The 19,496-nt window shown below is 73.0% G+C and carries 14 protein-coding genes; 1 reads left to right on the top strand and 13 read right to left on the bottom strand.

Going from position 1 to position 19,496, the window contains the following annotated elements:
- Nucleotides 1-60 precede the first annotated feature (60 nt).
- The 12 genes from tmk to ACIBG6_RS19930 all read right to left on the bottom strand — a co-directional run bounded on the left by tmk (nucleotide 61) and on the right by ACIBG6_RS19930 (nucleotide 16,674).
- Entirely contained in the window at nucleotides 61-3,399 is a 3,339-nt protein-coding gene (gene tmk / locus ACIBG6_RS19985) for a dTMP kinase (protein WP_399223895.1), read from the bottom strand.
- 121 nt (nucleotides 3,400-3,520) lie between these two features.
- Complete coding sequence (gene topA / locus ACIBG6_RS19980; protein WP_399223894.1) at nucleotides 3,521-6,388, bottom strand: type I DNA topoisomerase; 2,868 nt, start codon at nucleotides 6,386-6,388, stop codon at nucleotides 3,521-3,523.
- 248 nt (nucleotides 6,389-6,636) lie between these two features.
- Nucleotides 6,637-6,834 carry a hypothetical protein gene (locus ACIBG6_RS19975; protein ID WP_317596670.1) on the bottom strand — a complete coding sequence of 66 codons (198 nt, stop codon included), beginning with the start codon at nucleotides 6,832-6,834 and terminating at the stop codon, nucleotides 6,637-6,639.
- A 199-nt stretch (nucleotides 6,835-7,033) separates the two neighbouring features.
- Nucleotides 7,034-7,825, bottom strand: a complete 792-nt coding sequence (locus tag ACIBG6_RS19970; RefSeq protein WP_399223893.1) for an ABC transporter permease — start codon at nucleotides 7,823-7,825, stop codon at nucleotides 7,034-7,036.
- Between the two features lie 14 nt (nucleotides 7,826-7,839).
- On the bottom strand, nucleotides 7,840-8,613 hold the full coding sequence (locus ACIBG6_RS19965) for an ABC transporter permease (protein WP_317596673.1): 774 nt from the start codon (nucleotides 8,611-8,613) through the stop codon (nucleotides 7,840-7,842).
- Nucleotides 8,610-9,716 (bottom strand): ATP-binding cassette domain-containing protein, encoded by a 1,107-nt coding sequence (locus tag ACIBG6_RS19960; protein WP_399223892.1) that lies wholly within the window; start codon nucleotides 9,714-9,716, stop codon nucleotides 8,610-8,612. Before ACIBG6_RS19960 ends, ACIBG6_RS19965 begins: the two co-directional genes overlap by 4 nt.
- A gap of 89 nt (nucleotides 9,717-9,805) precedes the next feature.
- Nucleotides 9,806-10,810, bottom strand: coding sequence for an ArsR/SmtB family transcription factor (locus ACIBG6_RS19955; RefSeq protein WP_399223891.1), 1,005 nt, complete (start codon nucleotides 10,808-10,810; stop codon nucleotides 9,806-9,808).
- On the bottom strand, nucleotides 10,807-12,375 hold the full coding sequence (locus ACIBG6_RS19950; protein ID WP_399223890.1) for a methyltransferase: 1,569 nt from the start codon (nucleotides 12,373-12,375) through the stop codon (nucleotides 10,807-10,809). The genes ACIBG6_RS19955 and ACIBG6_RS19950 overlap by 4 nt, the downstream gene beginning before the upstream one ends.
- A gap of 78 nt (nucleotides 12,376-12,453) precedes the next feature.
- On the bottom strand, nucleotides 12,454-13,167 hold the full coding sequence (locus tag ACIBG6_RS19945) for a small secreted protein (RefSeq protein ID WP_399223889.1): 714 nt from the start codon (nucleotides 13,165-13,167) through the stop codon (nucleotides 12,454-12,456).
- A gap of 161 nt (nucleotides 13,168-13,328) precedes the next feature.
- The gene (locus ACIBG6_RS19940; RefSeq protein WP_399223888.1) at nucleotides 13,329-15,656 is read right to left on the bottom strand and encodes a sodium-translocating pyrophosphatase; all 2,328 of its coding nucleotides are present in this window, start codon (nucleotides 15,654-15,656) and stop codon (nucleotides 13,329-13,331) included.
- A 191-nt stretch (nucleotides 15,657-15,847) separates the two neighbouring features.
- A complete protein-coding gene (locus tag ACIBG6_RS19935; RefSeq protein WP_399223887.1) occupies nucleotides 15,848-16,306 on the bottom strand; it encodes an ATP-binding protein in 459 nt (152 codons plus the stop codon).
- A gap of 14 nt (nucleotides 16,307-16,320) precedes the next feature.
- The gene (locus ACIBG6_RS19930) at nucleotides 16,321-16,674 is read right to left on the bottom strand and encodes an STAS domain-containing protein (RefSeq protein ID WP_015034520.1); all 354 of its coding nucleotides are present in this window, start codon (nucleotides 16,672-16,674) and stop codon (nucleotides 16,321-16,323) included.
- An 80-nt stretch (nucleotides 16,675-16,754) separates the two neighbouring features.
- Here ACIBG6_RS19930 and ACIBG6_RS19925 point away from each other — a divergent pair, with 80 nt between their 5' ends.
- Nucleotides 16,755-19,211, top strand: coding sequence for a DEAD/DEAH box helicase (locus ACIBG6_RS19925; protein ID WP_399223886.1), 2,457 nt, complete (start codon nucleotides 16,755-16,757; stop codon nucleotides 19,209-19,211).
- On the opposite strand, the gene ACIBG6_RS19920 is transcribed toward ACIBG6_RS19925, so the two are convergent.
- The gene (locus ACIBG6_RS19920) at nucleotides 19,174-19,485 is read right to left on the bottom strand and encodes an Rv3654c family TadE-like protein (RefSeq protein ID WP_399224030.1); all 312 of its coding nucleotides are present in this window, start codon (nucleotides 19,483-19,485) and stop codon (nucleotides 19,174-19,176) included. The two genes, ACIBG6_RS19925 and ACIBG6_RS19920, sit on opposite strands and share 38 nt — an antisense overlap.
- Nucleotides 19,486-19,496: the final 11 nt, after the last annotated feature.

Below are 19,496 nucleotides of genomic sequence, written 5' to 3'. Positions count from 1 at the left end.
TGGGGCTGACTTCCGGGTGGAGGGTGGAGCTAGCTACACCCTCCACCCGGACCGGAGACGTCAGCGGCGGCGGCGCCGGCCGTCGTTCTCGTCGTCGTCGTGCGGGCCGAACAGCTCGTCCGCGAGGGTCGGCAGATCGTCGAGCGGGGTCTCCTCGGCCCAGTCCGAGCGGCGGCGCGGCTGCCCGTTCTCGTCGAGCTGGGGCAGCTCACGGGTCCGGTCGTTCGCACCGTGCCCCTGCGGCTGCGGCTGCGTCCGCTCGTCGCGGAAGATGCCCTGCGGCACCCGGTCGGCGGGGTCGGACACTCGGGGATCCCGTACGGGAGGCAGGACGGCGGTCTCGTCGACGGCCCGCGGGTCCCGGATCTTCGGCATGACGGCCGTCTCGGCCTCCGGCCGCACGATCGGCGTGGCCACGGTGACCTCGTTGGGCGACACGGTGGGTGCGTCGGAGTCGGCGACCGGCTCGGCGACCGGCCTGGCGTCCGGCTTCACGACCGGCGTCGCCACGGTGACCTCGTTCGCGGACTCCTCGGCGGCCCGAGCGGCCCGCTCGGCCGCCGCCTTCTCGGCCGCCTTCTCCGCAGCAGCACGCTCAGCCGCGACCTTCTCCGCGGCCGCCTTCTCCACAGCGGCGCGCTCCGCCGCCGCCTTCCGCTCGGCCTCGGCCGCGGCCACGGCCGCCGCGCGCTGCGCCGCCGCCTTCTCCGCCTCCGCACGCTCCGCCGCGGCCTTCTCGGCTGCGGCCTTCGCGGCCGCCTCGGCGGCGACCTTCTCCGCCGCGGCCTTCACCGCGGCCTCCTCCGCCGCCTTCGCGGCAGCCGCGGCCTCGGCCATCCGGCGGGCCTCCTCGGCCCGGAGCAGGGCCTCCTCGGCCTTGCGCTGCTTCTCCAGGCGGCGTTCCTCCGCCTCGGCCCGGAGCCGCGCCTCCTCCTCGGCCTCCTTGCGGATCCGCTCCTGCTCCTCCAGGCGGGCCTTCTCCTCGGCGGCGAGCCGCTTCCGCTCCTCCTCGGCGGCGACCCGGGCCTCCTCGGCCTTCCGGCGGGCCTCCTCCGCCTGCCGCTCGGCCTCCAGACGGCGCGCCTCTTCCTCCTCGCGCCGCTTGCGCTCCTCCTCCTCGGCGCGGAGCTTGGCGAGCTGCTCCTGCCGCTCGCGCTCCAGGCGCTCTTCCTCGGCCTTGCGGGCGGCCTCTTCCTCCGCGAGGCGCCGCGCTTCCTCCTCGGCCTTCCGGCGGGCCTCCTCGGCGGCCTTCACCTCGGCCTCGGAGAGCGGCAGCATCCGGTCGAGCCGGTGGCGTACGACGGTGGTGACGGCCTCGGGCTCCTGGCCGGCGTCGACGACGAGGTAGCGGCTCGGGTCGGCGGCCGCGAGGGCGAGGAAACCGGCCCGCACGCGCGCGTGGAACTCCGGCGGCTCGGACTCCAGCCGGTCGGGCGCCTCGGTGAAGCGCTCCCGGGCTGTCTCCGGGGAGACGTCGAGGACGACGGTGAGGTGCGGGACGAGCCCGTCCGTCGCCCAGCGCGAGATGCGGGAGATCTCGGTCGGGGACAGGTCGCGACCCGCGCCCTGGTAGGCCACGGACGAGTCGATGTACCGGTCGGAGAGGACGATCGCACCCCGCTCCAGGGCGGGCCGGACCAGGGAGTCGACGTGCTCGGCGCGGTCGGCGGCGTACAGCAGGGCCTCGGCCCGGTTCGAAAGACCCGCCGACGACACGTCGAGGAGGATCGAGCGGAGCCGCTTGCCGATCGGGGTGGCACCGGGCTCGCGGGTGACGACGACCTCGTGGCCCTTCGCCCGGATCCACTCGGCGAGCGCCTGGACCTGGGTGGACTTCCCGGCGCCGTCACCGCCCTCCAGGGCGATGAAGAAGCCGGTCGGGGAGGGCGCCTGGGCCGGGTCGGAGCCGCGCAGCGCGTCGCGCAGGTCGCGGCGGAGCGGGACACCGGCGCGGTCGTCGGTCTTCGCGAGGACGAGCGCCGCGACGGGCAGCAGCAGGGCGCCGACCAGGGCGAGCGTCAGGGCCGCGCCGGCGTGCGCGAAGTCGGCGCTCTCCGAGGCGAGCCGGTACGGCCCGATGGCTGCGGCGAGCAGCGGGGCGGCGAGCGCGCCGACGGCCATGCCCACGCGGGCGTTGGCCTGGAGGTGCTCGGTGGTCCGGGCCCGGCGCGGCTCCTCGGTCTCCTGGTCGACGAGGGTGTGGCCGGTGTTGGCGGCGACACCGGCGGCGTACCCGGCGAGGACGGCGAGGAACAGCACGGTCGCGGTGTCCGGGACCAGGCCCATGGCGATCAGCGCGACACCGGTGACGGCGGTCGCGAGGGCGAGCAGCCGGCGCCGGGACAGGACGGGCAGGACCTTGCGCGCGGTGCGGATGCCGACGGCGGTGCCGCCGCTGAGCGCGAGGATCAGGAGCGCGTACGTGACGGGGCCGCCGCCCAGGTCGTACGCGTGGAGGACGGCGAGGGACGCGGCCGCGGCGATCGCCCCGGCGACGGTGGCGCAGGTCAGGACCAGCAGGGGCAGGACCCCGGTGCGGCCCTTGCCGTCCGCGCGGCCCTTCTCCGCCGCGGGGCGGCGCAGCCCCTCCAGGGGCGAGCGGGGCCTCGGCGTCTGCCCGCCGGGCAGCGCCATCGCGTACAGGCCGGTGACGGAGGCGGCGAACAGGCCGGCCGCCACGTACGAACCGAGGGCGGCCTGGTGCAGCGAGAACCAGTCGAGCCCGATACCGAGCAGATTGCCGACGAGCGTGGCGACGAACAGGACGGCGGCCGCGGCCGGCACGGCCAGGAAGCCGGTGCGCTGGGACAGCCGGCGGAGCGCGCCGAGGTGGTCGGGGAGCGGCCGTACGGCGTCGCCCTCCAGCGGCGGGGCGGGCAGCAGCGCGGGAGCGGCGCCCTCGCGGCAGATGGTCCAGAGCCGCTCGGCCGCTCCGGTGACGAAGACGGTGCCGAGCAGGAACCACAGCGCGCTGTCGGGGGTCCAGTCGATCCACAGGGGCGCGATGACGAGGAGCCCGATCCGCAGCGCGTCGGCGCCGATCATGGTCCAGCGGCGGTCGAGCGGGCCGTCGGGTCCGGTGAGCGCGGTGAGCGGTCCGAGGAGGACGGCACCGAAGAGGACCGAGGCGAGCAGGCGCGTACCGACGACGACGGCCACGGCGAACGCGGCGCCCCGGTATCCGCCCCCGAGCGCGCCCTCGGCGACGGCCGCCTGGAGGCCCAGGAGGACGAGGACGAGGAGGGCGAGGGCGTCACCGACGCCGCCGGCCACCTGGGCGCCCCACAGTCGGCGCAAGGGCTGATGGCGCAGGAGGGCCCGTACGGCACGCTCCTGGGAATCCGCGACGAGTGCGGCGTCGGAATCGCCGAGGCGGTCTGGCTGCTCTGCTCGCGTCATCCGTCCACCCTATCCGGACGCCCTTGCTCCCCGCGGCCTCCGACCGAACATCCGGACGACCCTGTGACGAAGGCGGGGCGGGGACCGTCGGTCCCCGCCCCGCCTTCGTCACACCATGCGTCTACTCCGGCTGCGACGCCGCCGTCTTCTTGGCCGCGGTCGTCTTCTTCGCCGCCGTGGTCTTCTTCGCGGCGGTCTTCTTCGCGGCCGTCGTCTTGGCGGCGGTGGTCTTCTTCGCCGCCGTCTTCGTGGCCGTCTTCTTCGCCGTCGTGGTCTTCTTCGCCGGCGCCTTCTTGGCGACCTTCTTCGCCGGCCCCTTGGCCCGCTTCTCCGCGAGGAGCTCGTAGCCGCGCTCCGGCGTGATCGTCTCCACGCTGTCGTCGGTCCGCAGGGTGGCGTTGGTCTCGCCGTCCGTCACGTACGGGCCGAAGCGCCCGTCCTTGACGACCACGGGCTTCTCGCTGACCGGGTCGGTGCCCAGCTCCTTCAGCGGCGGCTTGGCCGCCGCCCGGCCACGCTGCTTCGGCTGCGCGTAGATCGCGAGCGCCTCTTCGAGCGTGATCGAGAAGAGCTGCTCCTCGTCGGTGAGCGACCGCGAGTCCGTGCCCTTCTTCAGGTACGGGCCGTAGCGGCCGTTCTGCGCGGTGATCTCGACGCCGTCGGCGTCCGCGCCGACGACCCGCGGCAGGGACATCAGCCGGAGCGCGTCCTCCAGGGTGACGGTGTCGAGCGCCATCGACTTGAAGAGGGAGGCCGTCCGCGGCTTCACCGCGTTCTTGCCGGTCTTCGGGGTGCCCTCGGGCAGGATCTCCGTGACGTACGGGCCGTAGCGGCCGTCCTTCGCCACGATCTGGTTGCCGCTGACCGGGTCGGCGCCCAGCTCGAAGTCGCCGCTCGGCTTGGCGAGCAGCTCCTCCGCGTGCTCGACGGTGAGCTCGTCGGGCGCGAGGTCCTCGGGGACGTCGGCGCGCTGGTGGCCCTCCGCGTCCTTCTCGCCGCGCTCGACGTACGGGCCGTAGCGGCCGACGCGGAGCACGATGTCGTTGCCGACGGGGAAGGAGGAGATCTCCCGGGCGTCGATCGCGCCGAGGTCGGTGACGAGCTCCTTGAGGCCGCCGAGGTGGTCGCCGTCGCCGTTCCCGGCGTCCGCCGCGCCACCGGGGGCGGCCGCGCCGCCCTCGCCCGTGCCGCCGCCCTCACCGAAGTAGAAGCGCTTCAGCCACGGCACGGACTTGGCCTCGCCCCGCGCGATGCGGTCGAGGTCGTCCTCCATCCGCGCGGTGAAGTCGTAGTCGACGAGCCGCCCGAAGTGCGTCTCCAGGAGGTTGACGACGGCGAAGCTCAGGAAGGACGGCACGAGCGCCGTGCCCTTCTTGAAGACGTAGCCGCGGTCGAGGATGGTGCCGATGATCGACGCGTACGTCGACGGGCGGCCGATCTCGCGCTCTTCGAGCTCCTTGACCAGCGAGGCCTCGGTGTAGCGGGCCGGCGGCTTCGTCGCGTGGCCGTCCGCCGTGATCTCGTCGGCGGTCAGCGCGTCGCCCTGGGCGACCTGCGGCAGGCGCCGCTCGCGGTCGTCGAGCTCCGCGTTCGGGTCGTCGGCGCCTTCGACGTACGCCTTCATGAAGCCGTGGAAGGTGATGGTCTTGCCGGACGCGCTGAACTCGGCGTCACGGCCGTCGGAGGCCCGGCCGCCGATCTTGACGGTGACCGAGTTACCGGTGGCGTCCTTCATCTGGGAGGCGACGGTCCGCTTCCAGATCAGCTCGTAGAGCCGGAACTGGTCGCCGGTCAGGCCGGTCTCCGCGGGGGTGCGGAAACGATCACCCGAAGGGCGAATCGCCTCGTGCGCCTCCTGCGCGTTCTTGACCTTGCCCGCGTAGACGCGGGGCTTCTCCGGCAGGTAGTCGGCGCCGTAGAGCTGCGTGACCTGCGCCCGGGCCGCCACGACGGCGGTGTCGGACAGGGTCGTGGAGTCCGTACGCATGTAGGTGATGAAGCCGTTCTCGTACAGCTTCTGCGCCACCTGCATGGTCGCCTTCGCACCGAAGCCCAGCTTGCGGCTCGCCTCCTGCTGGAGGGTGGTGGTGCGGAAGGGGGCGTACGGGGAGCGGCGGTACGGCTTCGACTCGACCGACCGGACGGCGAACGCGGTGTCGGCGAGCGCGGCGGCCAGGGCGCGGGCGTTCGCCTCGTCCAGGTGGAGCACGCTGTCGGTCTTCATCCGGCCGTCGGCGCCGAAGTCACGGCCCTGGGCGACGCGCTTGCCGTCGACCGTGTTCAGCCGGGCGACCAGCGTGGACGGGTCGGAGGCGTCGCCGGAGCGGCCGGTGCCGAAGGTGCCGGTGAGGTCCCAGTACTCGGCGGAACGGAAGGCGATGCGCTCGCGCTCCCGCTCGACGACGAGCCGGGTGGCGACGGACTGCACACGGCCTGCCGACAGCTTCGGCATGACCTTCTTCCACAGGACCGGCGACACCTCGTAGCCGTACAGCCGGTCGAGGATGCGGCGGGTCTCCTGGGCGTCGACCATGCGCTGGTTGAGCTCGCGCGGGTTGGCGACGGCCTCGCGGATGGCGTCCTTGGTGATCTCGTGGAAGACCATCCGGTGGACCGGGACCTTGGGCTTCAGGACTTCCTGGAGGTGCCACGCGATGGCTTCGCCCTCGCGGTCCTCATCGGTGGCGAGGAAGAGCTCGTCGGACTCGGCGAGCAGCTCCTTGAGCTTCCTGACCTGCGCCTTCTTGTCGGCGTTGACGACATAGATGGGCTGGAAGTCATGCTCGACGTCGACGCCGAGGCGCCGCACCTCGCCCGTGTACTTCTCCGGCACCTCTGCGGCGCCGCTGGGGAGGTCGCGGATGTGCCCGACGCTCGCCTCGACGACGTAGCCAGGGCCGAGGTAGCCCTTGATCGTCTTCGCCTTGGCAGGCGACTCGACGATGACGAGTCGGCGGCCGCCGTGTGCGGTCTCGCTGGTCGGGGACAACTTCGCTCTTCTCTCCGGATCGACACTCTCTGGCACGTACGGCACTGGCACGCACGGCAGCGGCACGGACGGTGACGCTCCCGTCGCTGCGGAGTGTGACGGTACAACCCGCCCCCGTGTCAAACGACGAAAGCCCGCAACGGCCACTCGAACGGTAACCCGAGTCCTGGCATTCCTGCCGCCCGGACTCCCGGTCGGGCGGGGCGGGCGGACGCGCCGGAGTGATCAGCGGTCGAACCGGAGGCCGCTCAGAGCCGGCCGAAGCACCAGAAGCCGAGGGCCAGGAAGGCGGCGCCGAAGAGGCTCGTCAGCGCGACGGCGGTGCGGGGCGCGACCCCGTACGCCACGGGCTCGCGGTGCAGCACCCGCACGGTCGTCCACAGCAGCAGCGCGGCCCCGAACAGCGTGAACGCCGCCCCCGCGAAGATCGCCGGCCCGCTCTCCATGCCCGTACCCCGTTCCGTCCACGTGCGGTGTTCGTCTCCCGCAGCCGAGGCTGACACCTCCGGGCATCGTGGGCGCGAATTCCGGGTGAACGACGCGGACCGTCCCGTACGGTTTCACGAAGATGGCCGGTAGTGACCCACTCCTCACTTCCTCTCCTGCTCGTCCGTCACGTCCTTCTCTGCCGACACGTCTCCTCCGTCACATCGTGTCGAGCGTGGCCCGGCGTCGGCTGCCGCGCTCGAAGAGGGCGAGCAGGGCGACGGCGAGCAGGCCCCAGCCGGCGCCCACCGCGAGCTCGGTCCCGAGCAGGGCCCCGTCCAGCCCGCCGTCCGCGGTCAGCCGCCGCGCCGCGTCCGCCGCGTGCGTGAGCGGCAGCAGCTCGCCGGCGAACCGCATCCACTCCGGCAGCGACTCCCGGGGCACGGCGGCGCCCGTCAGGAGGAGCAGCCCCGAACTCGCCACGTTGGACACCAGGAACACGTCGCGGAAGCGGAGCCCGAGCGCCCCCAGCGCGAGCCCGAAGGCCGAGCAGGCACCGGCGGCGGCGAGCAGCACCAGAGCCAGCCCGGGCAGTGCCCCGGCGGGCACGGGCAGCCCGAGCACGAGCGCGGCGGCGGTCAGCACGAAGCCGCTGACGAACAGCCCGTTGAGGACGTACGGGAGGGCGCGCCCGGTCCAGAGCGGGACCCGGTGCCGGGGCGAGAGCAGGACGGCGCCGAGCGTGCCGTACCGGCGCTCGTTGGCGACGGCCATCGTGCCGCCGTACACGCAGGAGGCGGAAGCTGCGAGAACGGCGTTGCCTACGAGATGGAAACGGTCGTCGGCGACGCCCAGTTCCCGGCCGAGGAAGACGAAGAAGAAAACCTGGAGAAGCGGCCCCACCAGCAGCGTTCCGATGAACATCGGCGGGGTCGTCCAGTTGAAGAGCGCCCGGTAGGAGATCGCCCCGCCGACGACGACGAGCCGGGCGGTGCCGGAGAAACGGAACATCTCTGTCTGGCCTTTCAGGTGAGGGCGAGGGTGGCGGCGGCGCGCGCCCGGCGCTCCACCCGCCCGAGGACGAGGACGGCGGCCAGGGCGTAGCCGGCGCCGAGCGCGACGGCGGCGAGCAGCGGCGTGACCACGTCCCCGCCGGAGGTCGCCGCGTGCACGGCCCTCGCGCCCCAGGTGGTGGGCAGCGCCCAGGACAGCGGGTGCGTCCAGGCGGGCAGCACGGTGACGGGCACGAGGAGCCCGGACAGCAGCCAGACGGGCGTGTCCAGCGGGTTGGCCAGGGCGTTGGCGTTGCGCAGCAGGACGAAGGTGGCGGCGAGGAGGAGCCCCATCATGCCGAGCGCGAGGACGCACACGGGCACGGCGAGCAGGAAGAGCAGCGGGTGGGCGAAGTCGAGCGGGACACCGAAGAGGACCACGCCCCACAGGACCGTCGCGCCCATCGCGTACGTGCCGATGACGGCGGTCGCGAGGGTGATCGGGAGCAGGACGAGCGCGAGCGGCGCCGGCGCCACGACCAGGGTCTCCAGGGTGCCGAGCCAGCGCTGGTTCTGCACGGCGCCGCCCGAACCGAAGAGCACCGAGCCCCAGATGCCCATCAGTCCGGCGCCGACGGAGGCGGTGAGCAGCCGGTCGGGGTCACCCGCGGCCCGGAACAGGTAGACGGCGAGGGTCGCGTAGACGAGCGGGACGAGGACGGCGAAGGTGATCTCGATCGGGGAGCGCGACATGTACGAGACATGGGTGCGGACGCCGACGAGGATCAGCCGCGGGACGCGCCTCATACGGTCAGCTCCCCGGACACGGGCAGTTCCCCGGACACGGTCGGCTCCCTGGACGCGGTCGGCTCCTCGGACACGGTCGGCTCCTCGGACGCGTGGTCGGCAGCCTCCGTGGCCCCCGAGCCGTCCCCCGTGGACGCCTCCTCCACGATCGCGATGTAGGCGTCCTCCAGGGACGGTTCGCGGCTCGTGACCCGACCGAGCCGTACGCCGTCGAGGGCGTTCAGGACCGGCCCGTGCAGCTCGGCGGAGGCCCGTCCGGTCTGCACGGTGACGATCTGCAGGGCGCCCCGGTCCTCGACCGACGCGCCCCGCACCCCGGCGAGGCGGCGCACCCGGTCGAGCCGCTCCTCGTCCACCCCGTACGCCTCGATCTCCAGCACGTCCCGGCCCCGCACACGGGACTTGAGGCTCTCGGGTGTGCCGAGGGCGCGGATCCGGCCACCCGCGATCACGGCGATCCGGCCACAGAGCTCGTCGGCCTCGGCCATGTAGTGGGTGGTGAGCAGGACGGTGGTGCCGGCCGCGGCCAGGTCGGCGACCGTGCGGCGCAGGTCGCGGGCGGCGACGGGGTCGACGCCGATGGACGGCTCGTCGAGGAAGAGCACGTCGGGGCGGTGGAGGAGGCCGCGGGCGATGTGGAGGCGCTGCCGCATCCCGCGCGAGTACCCCTCGACGCGCTCCGTCTCCCGGCCCACGAGACCGACCAGGTCGAGGAGTTCGGCGATGCGCCGCTTCTGGTCGCGGGCCTCGACGCCGTACAGCTCGGCGAAGTAGCGGAGGTTGTCGAGGGCGGAGAGCCGGTCGTACAGGCCGCGGTCGCCGCCGAAGACGTACCCGATCCTGCGGCGTACGGCGACGGGGTCGCGGGCCACGTCGTGGCCGAACACCCGGGCCGTGCCGGAGGTCGGCAGGAGCAGGGTGTTGAGCATCTTGATGGTGGTGGTCTTCCCGGCGCCGTTGGGGCCGAGCAGCCCGAACAGCTCCCCGGGCGCCACCTCGAAGGTGACCCCGCGCACGGCCTCGGTCTCGGTCCGCCGGGGCTTCAGCCACCCGGTCCTGCTGGTGTAGGTGCGGCGCAGCGCGTCCGCCTCGATTGCGAGCATGCGGCGGACGGTAGAAGCCGGCGGAGGGGCCGGGCCATCGATTCGGGAGCCCCCGAATCGTCGGCACGCGACCCCCTTACGCCACCGCCTTACGCGACCGCGTGCAGCACGCCCTCCCCGGCGAGCAGCGCGAGCAGCGAACGGCCGGTGTCCGTGAGCTGGTAGTACACCGAGCGCCCGACCCGGTGCCGGGTGACGACCCCGGCCTCCGCGAGCACCGAGAGGTGCTCGGAGACGGTGCTCGGCGCGAGGCCGAGCCGGTCGGCGAGCCCGGCCGTGGTGAGCGGCCCGCCCAGCTCGCGCAGGACCGCCGCGCGGCCCCGGCCGAGCATCAGGCCGAGCCGGTCCTCGGCGACGGGCTCGGGCGGTTCGCGCAGGGCGGCGGCGCCCCGGGCCTGGAAGCTGAGCGCGAACACCTCGGGGTCGTCCGTCGAGTACAGCCGGCAGCCCTCGGCGAAGACCAGGGGCACGAGGACGAGACGCCGGTCCCCGGGCGCGTACTCCGCGTCGATGTGCTTGGTCAGTTCGAGTACGGGGGACTGCCACCGCCCTCGCGACTCCAGGCCCGCGAACAGCGCGTCGACGCCCTCCGTCGCGAACGTCCTGGCCCGGACGAGCACTTCGTCCTCGACGAGCCGCCGCATCGTCGGCCAGTGCGGCTCGATCGCGCCCTCCCAGTAGGCCGCGTACGCGTCGGCGAGCGCCGCGCAGGCCGCCTCCGGGTCCTTCAGGTAGGGCTGCAGGAAGGGCTCGTCGGCCATGCCGGGGTAGCAGACGGCCACCTGGGCGCGGACGAACTCCGGGTCGGTGGCCCGCAGCGCGGCCAGCTCCTCGTGGACGTTGACCGTGCCGAACGGCCGGGGCAGCAGGAAGTCGGAGACCTCGCCCCGCCCCTCGACGAACAGGTCCCACAGCGGGTGGAGCCGGTCGTCCTCGCGCCACACCTCGCGCGCCTGCCCGACCCACGCCTGGTACGGCCAGGAGGGGTGGCGGTGCGGCAGCGCGAGGTGCATCGAGCAGAACGCGTCCCGCAGCGGGCTGATCGCGATCCGGGTCGCCCCGAGCGAGGCCTCGTCCAGCTCGATCCGTATCAAGCGCCGCTCGCCTCGCCGTACTCCCCGGGCGTCTGCCCGACGGGCAGCAGGAAGCCCTCCTCGACGAGCAGCCGGATCGCCTGCGGGGTGCGGTCCCGCAGTATGACCGGGTCCTCCCCCATGAGCTGCCCGATCGCGTCGAGGATGCGCCCGGCGCTGAGGGTGCCGTCGCACACGCCGGCGAACCCGGCGCCGACGTGGTCGACCTTGGTGGCGCGGCGCATGCCGCGGTTCTGCCGGAGCACGACGTGCTCGGGGTCCTCGGCGCCCGGCAGCCCGACCTGCTCCTGCATCACCTCGGGCGCGAGCGTGAAGCGGTCGGCGAGGAGCGCGGCGTCGTCGTGGCTCCGCAGGTAGTCCTGGCGCTCGAAGTGGGCGCGGATGGTGTCGCCGAGGGGCTGCTCGACGGGGTGCGGCCACTCCTCGATCAGGATCGAGGGCTCGGCCTCGCCCGACTCCACCGCCGCGTTCCGCCGGATCGTGATCCAGCCGAAGCCGATCGCCCTGGTCTTGCGGGCCTCGAACTCGTCGAGCCAGCGCCCGTACGCCAGCCGGTACGCGTCCGGGTCGCCGCGGTGGTCCCCGCTGTCCCGCAGCCAGAGCTCCGTGTACTGGGTGACGTCCTGGACCTCGCGCTGCACGATCCAGGCGTCGCAGCCGCGCGGCACCCAGGACCGCAGCCGGTCCTGCCACTCCTCGCCGTCCACGTGCTGCCAGTTGGCGAGGAACTGGGCGTATCCGCCGTCGTTGAGCCGCTCGCCCGCCTGCTGCACGAGCGTGCGGCACAGGTCGTCGCCGCCCATCCCGCCGTCCCGGTAGGTGAGCGCGGCGCCGGGGGAGATGACGAACGGCGGGTTGGAGACGATCAGGTCGTACGTGTCGCCGTCGACCGGCTCGAAGAGCGACCCTTCGAGCAGCTCGGCCTCCCGGGCCCCGGAGAGGGCGAGCGTGAGCCGGGTGAAGTCCAGGGCGCGCGGGTTGAGGTCCGTGGCGGTGACCAGCGTGGCGTGCTGGGCGGCGTGCAGCGCCTGGATGCCGGAGCCGGTGCCGAGGTCGAGCGCGGAGGACACCGGCGTACGGACGGTGATCCCGGCGAGCGTGGTGGAGGCGCCGCCGACGCCGAGGACGACGCCCTCGGCCTTCTTCCCGATGCCCCCGGCTCCGCCGACGGCGCAGCCGAGGTCGGAGACGATGAACCAGTTCCCGCCGTCCTCGCCTCCATAGGGCCGGACATCGACCGTGGCGAGCACGGCGTCGTCCTCGCGGACCACCCAGCCGTCGGCGAGGGCCTCGTCCAGCGGGAGCGCGGCGGCGGCGCTGTCGTACGTGACGGCCCGCTGGAGCAGGAAGAGCCGGACGAGGGTCTCCAGCGGCGAGTCGCCGCCGGTGGCGCGCAGGGCGGGCACGGTCTCGCTGCGGGCGAGCGCCGCGTAGGCGGGGGCGCCGAGCAGGTCGAGCAGACCGTCGGCGGTGTAGTCGGCGGCGAGCAGTGCCTCGCGCAGACGGGCGGCGTGCGCGGGCACCGGGAGGCGGGGAGGCAGGCTGGTCGTACTCACGGATCCCATTGTGACGGCCGCCACCGACATCCGGGCGGCCGACCCGGCGGCGGACGTGTCGACAGCCGCCGCCGGGGTGGGGACGTCCTACTCCGTGGACTTCTTGGTGGGCTTGGCGGAGGCCTTCTTGCTCGGCGTCGAGGAGCCCGAGTCGGCGTCCGAGCCCGAGCCGGAGTCCGCGTCCGAGCCCTTGTCCGAGGAGGTCGATCCGGGCTTCGGCGAGGCCGTGGCCGACCCGGACGTCTTCGGCGGGACCGAGGCCGTGGGCTTCTGGCAGCCGGGCTGCTTGGCCATCGCCTGGCCCAGCTCGCCCTCCTCCAGCTTGGCCAGCGCCGCCTGGTCCATCTTCTCGATCCTGGTCAGCCCGTCGGCGACGTCCTGGAGGCCGTCCGCGAACTTCTGCTGGTTGCTCGGGTCCAGCGCGTCGACTTCCTTCTTGAGCCCCTCGTAGGCCACCGCGGTGGCGTTGAGCTCCTTGATCGCGTCCTGCTGGACCTTCTCGCCGTTCTCGACGGGCGGGACCCCGGCGGCCTCGACGGCCTTGGCGAGCGCGCGGTCGGCGTCGGCGATGTCCTGGAACGCCTTCGAGTCGGCGGCCTGGATCTCGGCCGGCTTACTGTCGGCCGCCGTCGAGATGATGATCTGGTGGGCGTTGGCCCGCTTCTGGATCTGAGGCTTCGCCTGGTCGCAGAACGTCTTCGCCCAGTCCCCCACCTTGTCGCCCTCGTCATCGCTGCAACCCGACAGCGCGAGCACCAGTACCGCGCCGCCGGACAGCGCGGCCGCAAGCTTCTTGTTCACCGGATCGGTCCCTTCCAAGGCTCTCGGCCCCGGAACATACACGCCGAACGGGCTACTTCCACCTTTCGCGGGAGGGATTCATCCCACATTGCAGTCGTTTGAACCAAGGGAGAAGGCCTCTCGAACACCGTCCGTGCCCGGGAAATGAGACGGACGACACGTCAGGAGACGGTCACCGAACGCCGCTTGGAGACGCGGACCGCGACGACCACGACGAGGACCGCGAGCCCCGCGACCGCCGCCCTCACCCAGTCGTTGGCGTCGTCCCCGTAGCCGAACTTCACGACGGCGGGGGCGATCAGCAGCGCGACCAGGTTCATCACCTTCAGGAGCGGGTTGATCGCCGGTCCCGCCGTGTCCTTGAAGGGGTCGCCGACGGTGTCCCCGATGACGGTCGCGGCGTGCGCCTCGCTGCCCTTGCCGCCGTGGTTGCCGTCCTCGACCAGCTTCTTCGCGTTGTCCCACGCACCACCGGAGTTGGCGAGGAAGACCGCCATCAGGGCGCCCGTGCCGATCGCTCCGGCGAGGTACGAGCCGAGGGGGCCGACACCGAGCGCGAAACCGACCGCGATCGGGGCCGTCACGGCGAGCAGCCCGGGCGTGGCGAGTTCGCGCAGCGCGTCCCTGGTGCAGATGTCGACGACCCGCCCGTACTCGGGCTTCTCGGTGTACGTCATGATCCCGGGGTGCTCGCGGAACTGCCGCCGCACCTCGTGGACCACCGAACCGGCCGACCGGGACACCGCGTTGATCGCGAGCCCCGAGAAGAGGAAGACGACCGACGCGCCGAGGATCAGCCCGAAGAGGTTATTGGGCTGCGAGATGTCCATGGAGAGCGTCAGCAGGTCCGCCGCCCCGCCGATCGCCCTGACCCCGCCGGCCTCGGCGACCGCTGTCTCGATGGCGTCCCGGTACGAGCCGAAGAGCGCGGCGGCCGCCAGGACGGCGGTGGCGATGGCGATGCCCTTGGTGATGGCCTTCGTCGTGTTGCCCACGGCGTCGAGGTCGGTGAGGACCTGCGCGCCCGCGCCCCGGACGTCCCCGGACATCTCCGCGATGCCCTGCGCGTTGTCGGCGACCGGGCCGAAGGTGTCCATGGCGACGATCACGCCGACGGTGGTGAGCAGACCCGTCCCGGCGAGGGCGACCGCGAACAGCGCCAGCATGATCGAGGCACCGCCCAGCAGGAACGCCCCGTAGACGGCCAGCCCGATCAGCAGGGCCGTGTAGACGGCGGACTCCAGGCCGAGGGCGACGCCCGCGAGGACGACGGTGGCGGGTCCGGTGAGCGAGGACTTGCCGATGTCGCGGACGGGCCGCCGGCCGGTCTCGGTGAAGTAGCCGGTGAGCTGCTGGATGAGCGCGGCGAGCACGATGCCGATGGCGACCGCGACGAGGGCGAGGACCCGCGGGTCGCCGCCGTGGTCGTTGATGCCGGGCTCGGTGACGCCTTCCAGCTCGGCGTACGAGGACGGCAGGTACGTGAAGGCGGCGACGGCGACCAGCACGAGCGAGATCGTCGCCGAGAGGAAGAAGCCGCGGTTGATCGCGTTCATCCCGCTGCGGTCGGCGTGTCGCGGGGCGACCGCGAAGATGCCGATCACCGCGGTGACCACGCCGATCGCCGGCACGATCAGCGGGAACGCGAGGCCGTGGTCGCCGAAGGCGGCCATGCCGAGGATGAGCGCCGCGACCAGCGTCACCGCGTACGACTCGAAGAGGTCGGCGGCCATGCCCGCGCAGTCGCCGACGTTGTCGCCCACGTTGTCGGCGATGGTGGCGGCGTTGCGCGCGTCGTCCTCGGGAATGCCCTGCTCGACCTTGCCGACCAGGTCGGCGCCGACGTCGGCGGCCTTGGTGAAGATGCCGCCGCCCACCCTCATGAACATCGCGATGAGCGCGGCGCCGAGTCCGAAACCCTCCAGGACCTTCGGCGCGTCGGCGGCGTACACGAGGACGACGCAGGAGGCTCCGAGCAGTCCGAGGCCGACGGTGAACATGCCGACGACCCCGCCCGTACGGAAGGCGATCCGCATGGCCCGGTGCGCGACCTCGGTGAGGTTCTTCTCCGGTTCGCCCGGCGCCGGGGTGGCCTCCCTGGCCGCCGCGGCGACCCGTACGTTCGCCCGGACGGCGAGGCGCATGCCGACGTATCCGGTGGACGCCGAGAAGAGCGCCCCGACCAGGAAGAACAGGGACCGTCCGGCGCGCTGCGACCAGTCGTCGGCGGGCAGCAGCATCAGCAGGAAGAACACGGCGACCGCGAAGACGGAGAGGGTACGCAGCTGCCGCGCGAGATAGGCGTTGGCGCCCTCCTGCACGGCGGCGGCGATCTCCTTCATCTTCTCGGTGCCCTCGCCGGCCGCGAGCACCTGGCGGACGAGGAGCTGGGCGACGACCAGCGCGCCGAGGGCGACGGCCGCGACGACGACCACGATCGTCCGGTTCCCGCTCGTGAGCACCGCCGCGGCGAGCGAAGTGGGGTCCATGGGGACGGATCATAAAGAGACGAACCCACTCAAACGGGGACCCCGCGGAGCCACCGCGCGGATGCACCAATCCGGACGGCCGCACGAGCCGCCGAGGAGACGAAGCCGAGGAGACGAAAAAGAGGAAACGAGAAGAGGCCCTGCTCAAGGGCAGGGCCTCTTTTCGTCGCGCGTGTACCGGTCGGGCGGTGTCAGGACAGGATGTCCGCCGTGCTGGTCGGCCAGCTCATGCGGATGGTGCCGCCGTCCTCGCCGGCGCTCACCTCGACGTCGTCGACGAGCCCGCGGATCACCGCGAGACCCATCTCGTCCTCGCCGTCGGCGTCGTCGAAGTCATCGGCCGGGGCCGAGGACCGCGCACCGGGCACACCGGCGGCATCCGCCGCCGCCACGCCCGCGCCCGGCACCTCGTCGCCGACCTCGATGGAGAACGTCTTCTCCTCTTCGGTCAGCACGACCCTGATGGGGGTCGTGACGCCGTTGCTGCGATGCAGCCCGACCGCACGGGAACAGGCCTCACCGACGGCGAGACGCACCTCGTCGAGGACCGCCTCGTCCACTCCGGCCCTGCGGGCGACCGCGGCCGCCACCAGGCGAGCCGTACGGACGTGCTCGGGCTGAGCGCTGAATCGGAGTTCAACGGTGGCCATGCGATCCCCCTGGGTCAGTCGACCGCGTTGACGGCCTCGTCGACCGACGTGTGGATCGGGAACACCTTGGTGAGCCCCGTGATCCGGAAGATCTTCAGAATGCGCTCCTGGTTGCAGACCAGACGCAGCGAGCCCTCGTGCGCACGGACGCGCTTGAGCCCGCCGACGAGCACACCCAGGCCGGTGGAGTCGAGGAAGTCCACGCCCTCCATATCGACAACCAGGTGGTAGCTGCCGTCGTTCACCAACTCGACCAACTGCTCGCGCAGCTTGGGCGCGGTATACACATCAATCTCGCCACCGACCTCGACGACCGTACGGTCGCCACCAGCGCCGGACACATTGCGAGTCGACAGGGACAGGTCCACGGATCCTCCAGCACCTTGCTATCGGGCGATCGCCCCCTCGGGCCTCCCAGGCGGAGCCAGGGAACTGATCGCCAGCCGCAATGGCATTCAATCACTTACCGGCAGCCATGCACGACGCCTTGGAAGCATTGTCCGTCCTGGCAGTGACACACTCGGTGCCGATGGCCACGAATCAACGCCCCCGCCGTCCAGCCGGGGACACGGGCAGTCGCCCCTCCCCCGGCATGGTCCTCGACCGGCTCTCCGCAGGCGAGAGTCGGGCCGCGCGCATCACTCATACGGAGCACATGCCCGCTCGGGAGGGTCGTCATGCCGTCTGGCCGCACCTCATCCGTCCCGAGGTGATCAGCGCGATCCAGGCGGCCGGGATCGAGCACCCCTGGGCGCATCAGGCGGAGGCCGCCGAGGCCGCTCTGAACGGCGATTCCGTGGTGATCGCCACAGGAACCGCCTCGGGCAAGTCGCTCGCCTACCTCGCCCCGGTCCTGACGACCCTCCTGGACGGCGCGGAGGCCCCGAACGGACGCGGGGCCACCGCCCTCTACCTCTCGCCCACCAAGGCCCTCGCCGCCGACCAGCGCCGCGCCGTACGGGAACTGGCCGGCCCGCTCGGCACCCGGATCCGCCCCGCCGTCTACGACGGCGACACGCCCGTCGAGGAGCGCGAGTGGGTCCGCCAGTACGCGAACTACGTGCTGACCAACCCCGACATGCTGCACCGGGGCATACTCCCCTCCCACCCCAGGTGGTCCTCCTTCCTGCGCGCCCTGCGCTACGTCGTGATCGACGAGTGCCACACCTACCGGGGCGTCTTCGGCTCGCACGTCGCCCAGGTGCTGCGCCGCCTGCGCCGGATCTGCGCCCGGTACGGCTCCGATCCCGTCTTCCTCCTCGCCTCGGCCACCTCCGCCGAACCGGCCCTGGCCGCCGGCCGCCTCACCGGACTGCCGGTCACCGAGATCTCCGACGACGCCTCCCCGCGCGGCGAACTGGTGTTCGCCCTGTGGGAGCCGCCTCTCACCGAGCTCCACGGCGAGCGCGGCGCGCCCGTGCGCCGCACCGCCACCGCCGAGACCGCCGACCTGCTGACCGACCTGACCCGCCAGGGCGTGCGCTCGGTCGCCTTCGTCCGCTCCCGGCGCGGCGCCGAACTGATCGCGGTGATCGCCCAGGAACGGCTCGCCGAGACCGACCGCGCCCTGGCCCGCCGGGTCGCCGCCTACCGGGGCGGCTACCTGCCCGAGGAGCGCCGCGCCCTGGAACGGGCCCTGCACTCGGGCGAGCTCCTCGGCCTGGCCGCCACGACCGCCCTGGAGCTGGGCGTGGACGTCTCCGGCCTGGACGCCGTCGTGATCGCCGGCTACCCGGGCACCCGGGCCTCCCTGTGGCAGCAGGCGGGCCGCGCCGGCCGCTCGGGCGAGGGCGCCCTCGCGATCCTCGTCGCCCGGGACGACCCGCTGGACACCTTCCTGGTCCACCACCCGGAGGCGATCTTCGAACAGCCGGTCGAGTCGACCGTCCTCGACCCCGACAACCCCTACGTCCTCGCCCCCCATCTGTGCGCCGCCGCCGCGGAGCTCCCGCTGACCGACACGGACCTGACGCTCTTCGGCCCGGCCGCCCCCGGCCTGATGCCCCAGCTGGAGGGCGCCGGACTCCTGCGCCGCCGCTCCACCGGCTGGTACTGGACCCGCCGCGAGCGGGCGGCCGACCTCACCGACATCCGGGGCGGCGGCGGCAGCCCCGTCCGGATCGTCGAGGCCGGCACCGGCCGCCTGCTCGGCACGGTCGACGAGGCCGCCTCCCACACCGCCGTCCACGAGGGCGCCGTCCACCTCCATCAGGGCCGCACCTATCTGGTGCGGGAGCTCGACCTGAAGGACTCCGTGGCACTCGTGGAGGAGGCCGTCCCCCCGTACTCCACCACCGCTCGCGACACCACCTCCGTCTCCGTCCTCGAAACCGACACCGAGATCCCCTGGGGGGCCGGCCGCCTCTGCTTCGGCTCCGTCGAGGTCACCAACCAGGTCGTCTCCTTCCTGCGCCGCCGTCTGATCACCGGCGAGGTACTCGGCGAGACCAAGCTCGACCTGCCGCCCCGCACCCTGCGCACCCGGGCCGTGTGGTGGACGGTCACCGAGGACCAGCTCGACGCCGCCCGGATCGACCCGGAGATCCTCGGGGGCGCCCTGCACGCCGCCGAACACGCCTCCATCGGCATGCTGCCGCTCTTCGCCACCTGCGACCGCTGGGACATCGGCGGCGTCTCCGTACCCCTCCATCCCGACACGCTGCTGCCGACCGTCTTCGTGTACGACGGCCATCCGGGTGGCGCGGGCTTCGCCGAGCGCGCCTTCCACACGGCAAGGGCCTGGCTGACCGCCACCCGCGAGGCCATCGCCTCCTGCGAGTGCGAGGCGGGCTGCCCCTCCTGCGTCCAGTCCCCGAAGTGCGGCAACGGCAACGACCCGCTGCACAAGCGCGGCGCGGTCCGCCTCCTCACGGAACTGCTGCGGGAGGCCCCGCCCGGGAGCTGACGCCCGGCCGGTACGGCCCGCGCACCACCGTGGCGGTCACCTCGGCGATCTCGCCACGCACGGCGCACCGCAGCAGCTCGGCGCCCTGCGCGGCGGCCACCCGGGACGCGGCGGCACATGCCTCGGCCTCGCCCCACAGGGCCCGGTCGGCCGCCGCGAGGGCGGCCAGATCGGCGGCGCCGCCGGCCCGGTGCCGGGCCGCCACCGCCTGCCCGAGCGCGAGCACCGCCCCGAACACCACACACAAGGCACAGGCCGCGAACGCCGCCCACACGGTCGCCGCCC

The organism is Streptomyces sp. NPDC050842, assembly GCF_044456565.1.
In the GTDB taxonomy this organism is placed as follows: Bacteria; Actinomycetota; Actinomycetes; order Streptomycetales; family Streptomycetaceae; genus Streptomyces.
The sequence above is the reverse complement of the archived record's forward strand: the minus strand, read 5'-3'. Positions and strand labels throughout refer to the sequence as shown.

Coding starts and splice junctions, on each gene's coding strand:
- tmk (WP_399223895.1), bottom strand. CDS start 3,399: ATGACGCGAGCAGAGCAGCCAGACCGCCTCGGCGATTCCGACGCCGCA.
- ACIBG6_RS19975 (WP_317596670.1), bottom strand. CDS start 6,834: ATGGAGAGCGGGCCGGCGATCTTCGCGGGGGCGGCGTTCACGCTGTTC.
- ACIBG6_RS19970 (WP_399223893.1), bottom strand. CDS start 7,825: ATGTTCCGTTTCTCCGGCACCGCCCGGCTCGTCGTCGTCGGCGGGGCG.
- ACIBG6_RS19965 (WP_317596673.1), bottom strand. CDS start 8,613: ATGAGGCGCGTCCCGCGGCTGATCCTCGTCGGCGTCCGCACCCATGTC.
- ACIBG6_RS19960 (WP_399223892.1), bottom strand. CDS start 9,716: ATGCTCGCAATCGAGGCGGACGCGCTGCGCCGCACCTACACCAGCAGG.
- ACIBG6_RS19950 (WP_399223890.1), bottom strand. CDS start 12,375: ATGGGATCCGTGAGTACGACCAGCCTGCCTCCCCGCCTCCCGGTGCCC.
- ACIBG6_RS19940 (WP_399223888.1), bottom strand. CDS start 15,656: ATGGACCCCACTTCGCTCGCCGCGGCGGTGCTCACGAGCGGGAACCGG.
- ACIBG6_RS19935 (WP_399223887.1), bottom strand. CDS start 16,306: ATGGCCACCGTTGAACTCCGATTCAGCGCTCAGCCCGAGCACGTCCGT.
- ACIBG6_RS19925 (WP_399223886.1), top strand. CDS start 16,755: ATGGCATTCAATCACTTACCGGCAGCCATGCACGACGCCTTGGAAGCA.